Here is a 13,733-nt window from a genome sequence, read left to right on the forward strand (position 1 = left end):
AAAGGATATACATATGATGTAACGAATATTTTCAGTAATCCTAATAAAAAATGTTGATTTTTTAAGTTTTGTTACACACTTGTAAAAACACATTCATTGTATTGTTGTTCAGCAAATAATAGAATAGAAAGTATTGATATGTGAGGAGGTGCCATAGAATGAACAACAATGAAATTTACGTCAGCCTTGACATCGGTACATCCAATATAAAAGTCATCGTCGGAGAAATGGCGGATGATTCGCTTAACATTATAGGTGTTGGAAATGTCCCTTCAGAGGGGTTAAAAAAAGGATCGATTGTTGATATAGATGAAACAGTTCATTCTATTAGACAAGCATTTGAACAGGCTGAGAGAATGGTAGGTTTTCCTTTACAAAAGGCGATAGTCGGAATTAACGGAAACCACATTCATATTCAGAATACGAGCGGCGTTGTCGCAGTGTCTAGTGAAAATAAAGAAATACATGCTGAAGATGTGAGACGTGTCTTGGATGCTGCACAGGTAGTATCTATTCCGCAAGAACATCTCGTAGTAGACGTCATTCCGAGACAATTTATCGTCGACGGAAGAGATGAGATCACAGATCCGAAAAAAATGCTAGGTGTACGGCTAGAAGTGGATGGATCGTTAATCACAGGTTCTAAAACGATTCTACATAACTGGCTCCGATGTGTAGAGCGGGCTGGTATTGAAATTATGGATATTTGCTTGCAGCCACTCGCATCGGGTTCAGCAGCGTTATCGAAAGATGAAAAAAATCTAGGGGTAGCTCTTGTCGATATTGGCGGCGGCTCTACTACGATATCCGTATTTGAAAACGGGCATCTCTATTCTACTCACAGTATCCCATTGGGCGGAGAGAACATTACAAAAGATTTGTCTATAGGACTTAGAACTTCCACTGAAGAAGCTGAACGAATCAAAAAGCAATTTGGGCATGCATTCTATGATGAGGCATCGTCTGAGGAGACATTTGAAGTTTCCGTCATCGGTACGGACCAAAAACAGACGTATACACAACTTGAAGCAGCCAATATCATCGAAGCGCGATTGGAAGAGATTCTGCTTTTTGTGGCAGAGGAATTACGCAATATGGGTGTCCACGATTTGCCTGGCGGATTCGTTCTAACAGGTGGACAGGCAGCTATACCAGGTATCCTTTCTCTGGCACAAACGGTCCTACAAAACAATGTAAGAATCGCAAGTCCTAATTATATTGGGGTCAGGGAACCTCAATATATGACAGGAGTGGGCTTGATCCATTTTGCTTATCGCAATGCAAAGATTCAGGGCAGACAGGTTGGATTCCAAATGCCGGATGAAGCATTTCATGAAGTAGGCGCGTCCATGGAGCCGGTTTCTTCTACATCACAAGTAAAAGAAGCTCAGCCAAGACCGAAAGTGAAACAAAAAGCGCAACAAGAGACAAATAAAAAACCGGGCAAAATGAAAAAACTATTTAATATGTTCTGGGAATAGAACTAGATTTTCGACGGATTAGGAGGATTCAGCATGTTGGAGTTTGAAACAAATATAGACGGCCTAGCATCAATTAAAGTAATCGGTGTAGGTGGCGGCGGAAATAACGCAGTCAACCGAATGATTGAAAATGACGTACAGGGTGTCGATTTTATTGCAGTGAATACAGATGCACAGGCGTTAAACTTATCAAAAGCAGAAACAAAAATGCAAATCGGTGCTAAGCTGACAAGAGGGCTTGGAGCAGGTGCGAATCCTGAAGTCGGTAAAAAAGCTGCTGAAGAAAGCAAAGAACAAATTGAAGAAGTCCTAAAAGGCGCTGACATGGTCTTTGTGACAGCCGGTATGGGCGGTGGAACTGGTACGGGTGCTGCACCTGTCATTGCGAAAATCGCAAAAGATTCAGGAGCCTTGACAGTTGGAGTTGTGACTCGTCCTTTCACATTTGAAGGAAGAAAGCGTCAGCTTCAAGCAGTTGAAGGAATTGCTTCTATGAAAGAAGCAGTTGATACGTTAATCGTGATTCCAAACGATCGCCTGCTTGAAATTGTCGATAAAAACACGCCAATGCTTGAAGCATTCCGTGCAGCAGATAACGTGTTAAGACAAGGTGTTCAAGGGATCTCAGATCTCATTGCAACACCAGGTTTAATTAACCTTGACTTTGCTGACGTGAAAACGATCATGTCTAACAAAGGTTCAGCTCTTATGGGAATTGGTGTCGCAACAGGCGAAAACCGTGCTGCTGAAGCAGCGAAAAAAGCCATTTCTTCACCACTTCTTGAAACAGCGATTGATGGAGCACAAGGTGTTATCATGAATATTACTGGTGGTACGAACCTTAGTCTTTATGAGGTACAAGAAGCAGCGGATATTGTTGCATCAGCCTCTGATGAAGATGTCAACATGATCTTTGGATCTGTCATTAATGATAACTTGAAGGATGAAATTGTGGTCACAGTCATCGCAACCGGTTTTATTGAGCAAGAGCCGGAAGTGACAAAACCTCAAAGAAATCCATTAGGACAAGGATTAAAGCAGAATCAATCTATTCCACAAAAGCGTGAAGTAAAACGTGAGGAACATCAGCAAACATCATCACAACCAAGACAAAATACACAGTCAAGTGATGATACATTGGATATCCCAACGTTCTTACGTAACCGCAACAAACGATAAGCAAGCACGATTCAACCCCTTCCTTTGGAAGGGGTTTTTTATGTCTGTATGGTGAGAAGATCCTGAGCCTGATTGATATAAAAGTCTTGTTTCTGTGTGTTAATTGGAACTATCGTATGTGTTTCGGCTTGAGTCTTTTAAGTCAAAAGAATCATTTTTAATTCCCTTTACAAAAAACGACAAAATGTTGAACTTTATTTGACTACATTAATGAGAACACCATGAATCTTGTCATGATCAAAAAGAAGGGGGGCAGGATACACACTGTTTGACCATTTGAGGAGGAGGGATTTTATTGAAAGTGAAGTTTCGCAAAACCGCCGTCTATCGTTTGATGAGTCTTTTGGTGATTGGTACTTTAACGATGACAAGCTTTGGGATGGTTCAAGCAAAATCGACTTCTACCTCATATCAGGAGGAAGCTGTTTCCTCTAAGACAACAAAAGCCAAGATTTCTTCGAGATTAAAGAAGCAGTTTCAAAAGGAAGATAAGGTGACCTTCTTAGTCAAAATGAAGGAACAAACGAATGTACAAAAAGTAGCAAAAGAAGCTGTATCAAAAGCAAAAAAACAAAAATTAACCGCGGCTAAAACGCAGTACACAAAAAGATCAGCCGTTGTATCTGAGCTGAGAGCAACATCTGATGAAACGCAGCAAGCGCTCCTAGCGTATTTACAAAAGGAAAAAAAGAATAAGCAAGTGAAAGATATTCATTCCTACTATATTGTGAATGGTCTAGCTGTGACGGCAACAAAAGAAGTGATGGAAAAGGTTGCTTCTTTTCCAGAAGTAGCTCAAGTGCTGCCGAATGAAACACGTCAACTTCATCGTCCTGTTGATTTGAAGCATGCTAAGCCAAACAAACAAATCAAAGCAGTAGATGGAGTTGAATGGAATATTGCTCAGGTGAATGCACCAGAAGCGTGGGATTTAGGCTATGACGGGACCGGAACCGTTGTGGCAAGTATTGATACAGGTGTCGAATGGGATCACCCTGCGCTAAAAGAAAAATACCGCGGGTTTGATCCTGCTCGTCCGAACGAACCATCTCATGAACTGAATTGGTATGATGCCACAACAGGCTCTGAAGTCCCTTATGATGACTTGGAGCACGGGACCCATGTGACAGGCACAATGGTTGGTTCTGAGCCAGATGGACAGAATCAAATTGGGGTCGCACCGGGAGCAGAATGGATTGCAGTGAAAGCTTTTTCAGAAGATGGCGGTACAGATGCTGATCTGTTAGATGCCGGTGAGTGGATTTTAGCACCGAAAGATCGTAACGGAAATCCTCACCCAGAAAAGGCACCTGATGTTGTGAATAATTCGTGGGGCGGTGGGCCAGGTCTTGATGATTGGTATAAAGATGTAGTGAATGCTTGGAGAGCAGCAGACATCTTTCCAGAATTTTCAGCCGGTAATACCGATTTATTCAATCCAGGCGGTGCGGGTTCGATTGCAAATCCTGCTAACTATCAAGAAGCCTTTGCTACAGGCGCAACAGATCATGACAACAAGTTAGGGTCTTTCTCCCTTCAGGGTCCTTCTCCATATGGCGTAATGAAACCAGATATTGCGGCTCCAGGAGTAAACATTCGTTCTTCGATCCCGGGAAAAGGATATGAGGATGGGTGGAATGGTACATCGATGGCAGGTCCGCATGTCTCAGCTGTTGTTCTTCTTCTTCGCCAAGTGCAATCAGACCTTTCTGTGGATGAAATTCAGCAAATTCTCATTGAGACAGCGAAACCACTGACAGATCAGCAATTTCCTGAATCCCCTAACAACGGCTATGGGGCAGGGTTAGTTGATGCAAGAGAGGCGATTACGGCTTTAACCAATGGAATCGGTACGATTGAAGGTCAGGTGACAAAAGAGGGAGAAGATACAGAACCACCTGTTTTTTCACATAAAGGTCCGAATGAAATTTTTGCTGCAACGCCAACCCCATTAACCATCACTGCAGAAGATGGGATAGCAGTGACAAATGTTTCTTTGACTTACCGAGTAGATCAAGGTGAGTGGGAGACGTTGAAAGCCAACCGCACGGATGGAAATCATTTAAAAGGAACCTATACGGTGCAGCTCCCTGAACTTGAGGGGGAAAACGTGACATACCGATGGATTGTGAAAGATTTTGGAGGAAATGAAGCGGCATCAGATTCTTATACACTTCCAATTAAAACATCCATCACCACTGGCTACTCACAAGATTTTGAAGCATGGCCAAGTGGATGGTTCAGTGGTGGAACAAAAGATCCGTGGCAGTGGGGAAGACCGTCCACAGGTCCAAAACAAGCATTTAGCGGGGAACATGTCTATGCCACCAATTTAGACAGTCCTTATGAAAATAAAACGGACGCCAATTTGTCTATGCCGCTCATTGCTGTACCAGATTCAGGTTCTTCCTACCTGCAATATCAATACTGGCATGATCTCGAAGCCAATTATGATTATGTGCATGTCTATGTACAGCCAGAGGGTGAAGACGCCGTTCAAGCGTCCGCTTATACGGGGAAAACAAATGCGTGGACAGCAGGCGAAGTTGATTTATCTGCTTATAAAGGTCAAAAAGTGAGAGTCCTGTTTCAGATAAGAACAGATGGCAGTGTCACAAAAGATGGCTTTTATTTAGATGATGTGAAAATCACAGATGAGGCTTTGTCTCAACAAGCCAAGAACCAGCTAGGTGTGATCAAAAAAGAAAAATCCACAAGCCAGAATAAGAAATCAGTTGATCCAAAAAAGGCAAAGCCTGCTAAAGTAAAAAATAAACATGTACACATTCAAAAGCAAAACAGTCATGATGCTCCGTCTATTCAAGCTCTTCCAATGAGAGCGCAAATCAGTGTTCTAGAAAGCGGAAAATCAACTTCCACCGATGAAGCGACAGGGAAATATCAGCTGTCTCAAGGAGCAGGAGAATGGACAGTGAAAGCGGAAGCTTACGGCTTTGAATCACGGTCCCAAAAAGTCAAAGTGGCATCAAAAGAAACAGCAGAAGCGAATTTCTCCTTACAGCCGCTAGAGAAACGAACGATCTCCGGCACGGTCGTCAATGAAACAACTGGTGAAAAGGTGAAGAATGCAACTGTTTATCTTGTGGAGGACGCAAAAATTGAGCCGGTGAAAACAGATGAATCCGGTGAATTTTCTCTAGAGGCATTAAGCGGTGTCTATACAGTCAAAATTTTTGCAAAAGGGTTTAAAGGCTATACGTTTACAGCGGATGTGACGGAAAAGCCGCTTGAAAAGTCAGTGAAACTTGAGCCTTTTATCGGTTTTCCGGGAGAGATTGGCTATGATGATGGAACGGCTGAAAATGCACGGGCTTTCTACGATCCTGGCAATGGTTGGGCTGTGAAGTTTTCATTAGAAAAAGGAAAGAAACAAGCACAAGTCACAGGTGGCCTTTTCCGGTTTTGGACATCAGAATGGCCAGCTCCTGGAGGCGATGAATTTGCTGTTGAAGTATATGATGCTTCTGGGAAGGGTGGCGCACCAGGTGAGAAAATCGCAGGACCTTTAAAAGCAAATGCACTGCGTAATGGTGAATGGACAAAAGTAGATTTAGAAGATCAAGCCATTACAGTGGATGGCGATTTCTATCTTGTTTATATTCAAACGAAAAAGAATACCGAATCTCCGGGACTTGCCACAGATGAAGATGGCCCTAATGCTGAAAGAAGCTGGCAGCTGACGAGCGGTGCTTTTTCTCCTTCTCCGAAAGAAGAGGGGAATTATATGATTCGTGCGCTCGTAAACTATGAAGCAGATGTACCAGAAATCACTTCTCCAAAGGCAGGAACCATTACAAATCAAGGTGAATTGACGATTGAAGGCACGGCCTCTCCGGGTCTCGATGTGGCCATTTATCAAAATGATGAAGAGGTGGCCAAAGTCAAATCAGATGAGTCGGGTACTTTCAAAGAAAATGTATCTGTTCCAAGTGGAGAGCATGTCTTCACGGCGGCGACTGTAACGGATAAAGGCTCAACAAAACATTCCAAGCCAGTCAAGGTGATCATCGATCAAACAGCACCGACGTTGACCATTGATACACCGAAAAAAGGTGACAAGTCTAATAGAGAATCACTCACGGTGGAAGGGAAAGTAGCGGATGATTATCTAGACCAAGTCACAGTCAATGGAAAAAAAGCGACCGTAAAGGATGGGGCATATTCTGCAAGGGTGCTACTTGAAAATGGGAAAAATACAATCAAAGTGACAGCAAAAGATGCGGCTGGAAACAAAACGACTAAAAAGGTCGACATCGATGTACAATATGATGCACCTGTCATTTCTGAATTAACGCCAAAAGAGAATATGAATCTATCATCAGGTGAATCGGTTAAGATTTCATTTAAAAGCAGGGAAAAGCTAGATGCCACCTTTATTCTTCATATGCCGCTGACAAATGCTAGATCAAAACTTCAAAACACAACTGAACTGCCGATTCGTGAAGTAGCACCGGGAACGTATGAAGGCTACTGGACGGCGACATCTATTGCAAAAGCAAAAGGTGCAGTGATTGAAGTCATTGTCAAAGATGATTATGGAAATGTCACAAGACAGAAGGCAGAAGGAACACTCACCATCAATGAGAAAGAATGACAGCGAAAAAGACACGACTCTTCGGAGCGTGTCTTTTTTTGTGCAATTGATAGAGGAGACACTTGTCCAACAAATCATTCTGATGTTCTTTCTGTCTCATACGTCGACAAAAACGATAACAATCCACCAAAAGTTCTCTATCATCCCCTACAAGAATTGACAGACTTCCATCCGATGACTGTTTTATACTGGTACAAACAAGTGCAAGTACTGCTTTTGATTCTTTGTTTCAGATGAAAGGAGCAGAAGGTGGTCATTTATTTAGATGTCATTTGGCTGTTAAACTTTTGTTTTGATCTATTGCTGCTCTTACTCACGGCATTTATTCTCAAACGACAAGTGAAAAAAAGGCGATATATGTTAGGAGCTCTCATTGGATCGAGCATTGTTCTCTTGCTCTTTACGCCATTTGCAATGATTGTGTCGCACCCTTTAGGCAAACTGCTTTTTTCTGTCTTGATCGTGCTTGGAACCTTTGGCTTTCAAAGATTTCGTTCCTTTTTTCAAAACCTGTTTGCTTTTTACTTTGTCACATTTTTGATGGGAGGGGGCATGATCGGGGTTCATTCGTTTTTGCAGACAAATACAGTCATTCAAGATGGACTGCTTATTTCACAAAATGATGGATTTGGTGATCCCATTAGCTGGCTTTTTGTTCTCACTGGCTTTCCGGCCATTTGGCTGTTTTCAAAGAAACGATTAGGAGAGGTTGGTGCGAAAAAAAGACAATATGACGAACAAGTACTTGTGGAGATACACATTCAAGGAGAAACGATCCGCTTAAATGGTCTGGTCGATTCTGGAAATCAGCTGTATGATCCATTGACGAAAACACCTGTCATGATCGTCCAGCTCGATCAGCTCACATCTATTTTCGGAGAGCCATTTATAGAAAAAATGAAACAGTTTCATCCTGTTGAAGTGATGCAAAAGCTTGATGACCATTTTCCGCTGCTTGATCGTTTAAGACTCGTTCCATATCGCGCAGTCGGTCATGATCACGGGTTTCTACTATGCTTTAAACCAGATACGGTCGTCCTTTATACAAAAACGCATATGATCCAGCCAGCGAAGTGTTTTGTTGGGATGAGTCTAAGTGGATTATCAGCAGATCAGGAATTTCAATCCATCATTCATCCAGAGATGTTAGACGGAAAAATGATACAAGGGGTGTCGTAGTTTTTTTGTGATGTCTTTTATCTTACGAAGTCAACTGGACATTTAGAAGGGAGAAGAAGATGAAAAAATTAAAATTTAAACTCACTTACTACTGGTATAAACTCCTCATGAAGCTAGGGTTAAAGAGTGATGAGATTTATTATATTGGTGGAAGTGAGGCACTGCCTCCGCCATTATCAAAGGATGAAGAACAAGAATTGCTCGTTAAATTACCAAAAGGTGATCAAACAGCACGAGCCATTTTGATTGAAAGAAACTTGCGATTGGTCGTTTATATCGCAAGAAAATTTGAAAACACAGGCATTAACATTGAGGATTTGATTAGTATCGGAACGATAGGCCTCATAAAGGCAGTAAATACGTTTAATCCAGAAAAAAAGATCAAACTGGCCACATATGCGTCTAGATGTATTGAAAATGAGATTTTGATGTATTTGCGTCGAAATAATAAAATCCGTTCAGAAGTATCGTTTGATGAGCCGCTTAACATTGACTGGGACGGCAATGAATTGCTTTTATCAGATGTACTTGGGACAGATGATGATATTATCACCCGGGATATTGAAGCAAATGTCGATAAAAAATTACTGAAAAAAGCGTTAGAACAATTAAACGATCGTGAAAAACAGATCATGGAACTGAGGTTCGGTTTAGTTGGCGGTGAAGAAAAAACACAAAAAGATGTTGCCGACATGCTTGGTATTTCTCAGTCCTATATTTCAAGGCTCGAAAAAAGAATTATTAAACGATTGCAAAAAGAATTTAATAAGATGGTCTAAAAAAATTTTTTTGAAAGCTTTATCCCTGTACTGTCAAAGGGATCACCATTTTTTCACATCTTTCTCGTCATAGACCGTGCATATTTTTCCATCCCACGGAGATACTGAACTTTGTACAACAGCTCCTGTAGGGAGGGAAAAAAGTGTCCAGAAATAAAGTGGAAATCTGCGGAGTCGACACCTCCAAACTGCCTGTTCTGAAAAACGACGAGATGAGAAAATTATTCAGACAGCTGCAAGATGAAGGTGACGATACAGCAAGAGAAAAGCTAGTCAATGGCAATTTGCGGTTGGTTTTAAGTGTGATTCAGCGTTTTAACAACAGAGGCGAGTATGTTGATGATCTCTTCCAAGTAGGCTGTATCGGATTAATGAAATCAATTGATAATTTTGATTTAAGCCACAATGTCAGATTTTCAACTTATGCGGTCCCTATGATCATAGGAGAAATCCGTCGATACTTGCGCGATAACAACCCTATCCGGGTGTCTCGTTCACTAAGAGATATTGCCTATAAGGCGCTTCAAGTCCGTGAGAGACTGATTAGTGAGACAAGCAAGGAACCAACGGCAGAAGACATTGCCAAAGTGTTAGAAGTCCCTCATGAGGAAATTGTTTTTGCCCTAGATGCCATTCAAGATCCTGTTTCTTTGTTTGAACCGATTTATAATGACGGAGGAGATCCGATTTATGTGATGGATCAAATTAGTGATGAACGGAACAAAGATACACAATGGGTAGAAGAATTGGCCTTAAAAGAGGGAATGCGCAGATTGAATGATCGAGAAAAAATGATCCTTCGCAAACGCTTCTTCCAAGGCAAAACACAAATGGAAGTGGCAGAAGAAATCGGCATTTCTCAAGCACAAGTATCAAGGCTTGAAAAAGCAGCAATCAAACAAATGAATAAAAATATTTTTTAAAGCCGCCGCTAATGTGCGGCTTTTTTCATTCTTTTTAGAGAACCCATCTCTAGTATTGACTCTGTTATTTTTTTCATTTAATCTGTTTTTAACAAATGTTATTTGAAATATCATTTGTGAGGGAATAGAGAAGCGGAAAGAAGGGTTATTATGACATTCCATGATGAAAGAAGGCTGCTCATTAAGGTTGCGCATATGTACTATGAAGAAGGCGCCACTCAATCTAAAATTGCAGAAGCTGTTGGGGTTAGCCGTTCGCTCATATCGAAATATTTGGCAAAAGCACGTGAAGCAGGAATCGTGGAAATCATTATTCATGATGAAGTGAATCAACAATATGGTTCGTTAGAAAGAAAAATAGAGCGAAAATACGGGCTGCGAGAAGTCGTGTGTGTGGAATCTCTCAGTCAAGAAACAACAAAAAGTCGAATAGGAGCTGCGGCTGCGGGCTTTTTATTAAAAGTCATGAAGGATGGACAAGTCATCGGTTTTTCATCAGGGACAACCTTGCATGAAATGGCGAAAGCGCTTACGTCTGTTCAGCATTTTCCGTCTGTGACATTTGTTCCGCTAGTCGGAGGCGTCGGAAATGAAGATGTTGATATTCATGCCAACTATATTATTGGAAGATGCTCAGAAGCACTCAAATCCAAATGTGAGTTTTTACATGTGCCTGTCATGCTTGATACGAAAGAAGCGAAAGATGTACTCATTAGACAGCCGTCGATCAAAAAAGTCATTGAATTAGGAGAATCATCAAATATCGCGGTCGTAGGAATAGGCGGGGTTCCGCAACATTCAACGATGGTGAAATCCTATATGACAAGTGGTGAGGAAGATATCCTGCAAGCGAAAGATGTCGCGGGTGACATTTGTTATAACTTTATTGATCATAAAGGTGAAGTGTATCCGCATCCGTGGAACGACCGGGTGATGGGGATCAGTCCTCAAAAACTGAAAGAGATCCCGCTTGTGATTGGTGTCGCTGGAGGAGAAGAAAAAATTGAAGCGATCAGGGCAGCGTTAGAAGGTGGATTAATTCATGTGTTAATTACAGATGAACAAACCGGAGATGCCCTATTAAAGTAACTACCTAAGCCGATTAGGTAGTTTTTTTGAGTCTTTAGACTCAAAAAGATTGAAAATTTTATCGATTTTATCTTGACACAAAGTTGACACATCATATAAACTAAGTTCATAACAAATGATAAATAAAATAACAAATGTTACAAGAAACAGATTTTTGTTAATTTTTATAACATTTGTTAAAAGTTTCAGATTATTTTTCTAGCAATCTATTGTGAAGCAAGAAAACCTGAAAGGATGATTTAGATGTCAATTTATCAACAATTGTTAGCACGAGAACGCAGCGGAGATCCAATCAAAGTTGGGATAATCGGGGCAGGCCAAATGGGGTTTGGACTCATTTCACAAATTTCTAAAATTCCAGGCATGATTGTCGCAGGTGTTTGTGATATTCATCTTAGTGCAGCTGAGAAAGCAGCGAATTTTTACAAGCAACATGCGAAACCACATCAAATGGTCGTCACAAATGATTACAGAGAAGTGATTCAATCAGATTCCGTGGAAGTCGTTGTGGATGCAACAGGTGTTCCAGAGGTCGGAGCAAACATTTCTTTGGAAGCGCTTAATTCAAAAAAACATCTCGTTCTTTTAAATGTAGAAGTCGATATTACGATCGGTTTGGTCATGCATAAATTATTCACGAATGCAGGACTTGTTTACTCTGGATCAGCTGGAGATGAACCAGCAGCAACGCTAGAACTATATGAATTTGCAAAAACAATGGGGCTTGAAGTATTGGTTGCTGGGAAAGGTAAGAACAACCCATTCTTCCCAGAAGCAAACCCAGATACGTGTAAAGCTGAAGCAGATAGTAAACATATGAGTGCCCACATGCTGGCAGCATTCCAAGACGGAACAAAAACGATGGCAGAAATGAACCTATTAAGTAATGCAACAGGACTTTTGCCTGATAAAGTCGGCATGCACGGAGTAGAAGCGAATTTAGAAAATGTAGCAGATAAATTAAATCAAAAACAGCAAGGCGGCGTACTGGATAACTTCGGAGTCGTTGAATATGTAAACGGACTGGCACCAGGTGTCTTTGTCATCGTCAAGAGTGATCTTGAGCCAGTAGATGAAGAGCTTCGTTACTTAAAAGTTGGAAAAGGTCCTCACTACACACTGTATCGTCCTTTCCACTTAGCAAGCCTTGAAACACCAGTGACGATCGCAAAAGCAGTCTTACAACACGATTCTTCAATCCATCCAATTGGTGTACCAGTATCAGAAACTGTCGCTGTGGCGAAAAGAGATATTAAAGCAGGAGAAACACTTGATGGTATTGGCGGATACTCCGTAAGAGGTGTACTTGAAACACATCAAGACATGAAAGCGAACGGCCACATCCCAATTGGCTTAATCAGCGGAAAAGTGGTAGCGAAAAAAGATATCAAATTGGGGCAATTCCTATCTCATGATGATGTAGAACTTGATTCAAACACAACGGTCTGGAAGCTGCGTTCATTACAAGATCACTTATTTCAATCATAAGGACGTGAGGCTATGGAAAAATTAGCAATCGTACTTTGTATCATTCTGATTGTGCAGTATGGTTTATCGTTTATTCAAATCAAGTACTACCGCAAAAGCATGGATTCACTGATTGACGACTATAAAGGGAAACAAGGCTATCACTTGTTTTCAGGAATGGAGCGGCGCAAATTTGGCCCTGGAGCCATTGCGCTCATCATTGTCGATGAATCATACATCATTCAAAAGTGTCATGTGCTGGGTGGCGTCTCGATTTTGTCTAAATTTAAGGAACTGCCTTCCTATGAAGGAAAACATGTGGGGGCTGTGCTTGATGAGCATCACATGATGAAACAAACATTGAAAAAGCGCAAAAGGGGACCAGCTGTCATGCAAGCACTCTCCATGGCAGCGGAGCAGGCGCTTGTCTCGATTTCTAAAAAAAATATAACAAATGTGAACTAAGAAAGGGGAGATGAAACATGGAATGGATTCAATGGTTTGGAGAGCACTTTATCGGGATGTTTGAAGCCGGCGGAAAGCAATTCATGGGTCTTGTTACAGGTATCGTTCCAACGCTTGTTGTGTTACTTACTTTCACTTATGCTGTCATGAAGTTTATTGGAGAAGAGCGAGTGAATAGAGCGATTCAGTTTGCAGCGAAATATACCATTTTGCGCTATACGTTAATGCCGATCTTATCCGTTCTTATTTTGACAAACCCAATGGCTTATACGTTTGGCCGCTTCTTACCTGAAAAACAAAAACCAGCATTCTATGATTCAGCTGTTTCATTTGTTCATCCGGTGACATCGCTGTTCCCGTATGCCAACGCAGGAGAACTGTTTGTCTACTTAGGAATTGCGAACGGGATTAAAGAAGCTGGATACTCTATGTCAGAGCTGGCTGTTCGTTACTTCTTAGTCGGGATCGTTGTCATTTTACTTCGCGGAATCATTACGGAATGGATCACAAAATACTTAGCAGGAAAAATGAAAGCGAATTCACAATAGGGGAGGGT

At 41.4% G+C, this 13,733-nt stretch carries 10 protein-coding genes; all 10 read left to right on the plus strand.

The window, feature by feature from the left end:
- Positions 1-158 precede the first annotated feature (158 nt).
- The 10 genes from ftsA (at position 159) to V7L95_RS14270 (ending at position 13,725) form a co-directional block, all read left to right on the plus strand.
- Positions 159-1,481: a cell division protein FtsA gene (gene ftsA, locus V7L95_RS14225; protein WP_073413426.1), complete on the plus strand. Its 1,323-nt coding sequence runs from the start codon at positions 159-161 to the stop codon at positions 1,479-1,481.
- Positions 1,482-1,514: 33 nt separating this feature from the next.
- Positions 1,515-2,660, plus strand: a complete 1,146-nt coding sequence (ftsZ, locus tag V7L95_RS14230; RefSeq protein WP_007499752.1) for a cell division protein FtsZ — start codon at positions 1,515-1,517, stop codon at positions 2,658-2,660.
- A 295-nt stretch (positions 2,661-2,955) separates the two neighbouring features.
- Positions 2,956-7,275, plus strand: coding sequence for a S8 family serine peptidase (locus V7L95_RS14235; RefSeq protein WP_340966931.1), 4,320 nt, complete (start codon positions 2,956-2,958; stop codon positions 7,273-7,275).
- Between the two features lie 249 nt (positions 7,276-7,524).
- Positions 7,525-8,454 (plus strand): sigma-E processing peptidase SpoIIGA, encoded by a 930-nt coding sequence (gene spoIIGA / locus V7L95_RS14240; protein ID WP_017367198.1) that lies wholly within the window; start codon positions 7,525-7,527, stop codon positions 8,452-8,454.
- 59 nt (positions 8,455-8,513) lie between these two features.
- Positions 8,514-9,233: an RNA polymerase sporulation sigma factor SigE gene (gene sigE, locus V7L95_RS14245; RefSeq protein WP_007499746.1), complete on the plus strand. Its 720-nt coding sequence runs from the start codon at positions 8,514-8,516 to the stop codon at positions 9,231-9,233.
- 143 nt (positions 9,234-9,376) lie between these two features.
- The gene (gene sigG, locus V7L95_RS14250; protein WP_003211879.1) at positions 9,377-10,156 is read left to right on the plus strand and encodes an RNA polymerase sporulation sigma factor SigG; all 780 of its coding nucleotides are present in this window, start codon (positions 9,377-9,379) and stop codon (positions 10,154-10,156) included.
- Between the two features lie 150 nt (positions 10,157-10,306).
- Complete coding sequence (locus tag V7L95_RS14255) at positions 10,307-11,245, plus strand: sugar-binding transcriptional regulator (RefSeq protein WP_007499742.1); 939 nt, start codon at positions 10,307-10,309, stop codon at positions 11,243-11,245.
- Positions 11,246-11,488: 243 nt separating this feature from the next.
- Positions 11,489-12,733 (plus strand): SAF domain-containing protein, encoded by a 1,245-nt coding sequence (locus V7L95_RS14260; RefSeq protein ID WP_008344966.1) that lies wholly within the window; start codon positions 11,489-11,491, stop codon positions 12,731-12,733.
- Positions 12,734-12,745: 12 nt separating this feature from the next.
- Positions 12,746-13,177 (plus strand): transcriptional regulator GutM, encoded by a 432-nt coding sequence (locus tag V7L95_RS14265; protein ID WP_008354650.1) that lies wholly within the window; start codon positions 12,746-12,748, stop codon positions 13,175-13,177.
- A gap of 17 nt (positions 13,178-13,194) precedes the next feature.
- Entirely contained in the window at positions 13,195-13,725 is a 531-nt protein-coding gene (locus tag V7L95_RS14270; protein WP_003210918.1) for a PTS glucitol/sorbitol transporter subunit IIC, read from the plus strand.
- The last annotated feature ends 8 nt before the right edge of the window (positions 13,726-13,733 follow it).

The organism is Bacillus sp. PPSBB_11, from assembly GCF_038023285.1.
In the GTDB taxonomy this organism is placed as follows: domain Bacteria; phylum Bacillota; class Bacilli; order Bacillales; family Bacillaceae; genus Bacillus; species Bacillus altitudinis.

What these genes read in the sequence shown, in the direction of transcription:
- ftsA (WP_073413426.1), top strand. Translation starts at nt 159, where the DNA reads ATGAACAACAATGAAATTTACGTCAGCCTTGACATCGGTACATCCAAT.
- ftsZ (WP_007499752.1), top strand. Translation starts at nt 1,515, where the DNA reads ATGTTGGAGTTTGAAACAAATATAGACGGCCTAGCATCAATTAAAGTA.
- sigE (WP_007499746.1), top strand. Translation starts at nt 8,514, where the DNA reads ATGAAAAAATTAAAATTTAAACTCACTTACTACTGGTATAAACTCCTC.
- V7L95_RS14255 (WP_007499742.1), top strand. Translation starts at nt 10,307, where the DNA reads ATGACATTCCATGATGAAAGAAGGCTGCTCATTAAGGTTGCGCATATG.
- V7L95_RS14260 (WP_008344966.1), top strand. Translation starts at nt 11,489, where the DNA reads ATGTCAATTTATCAACAATTGTTAGCACGAGAACGCAGCGGAGATCCA.
- V7L95_RS14265 (WP_008354650.1), top strand. Translation starts at nt 12,746, where the DNA reads ATGGAAAAATTAGCAATCGTACTTTGTATCATTCTGATTGTGCAGTAT.
- V7L95_RS14270 (WP_003210918.1), top strand. Translation starts at nt 13,195, where the DNA reads ATGGAATGGATTCAATGGTTTGGAGAGCACTTTATCGGGATGTTTGAA.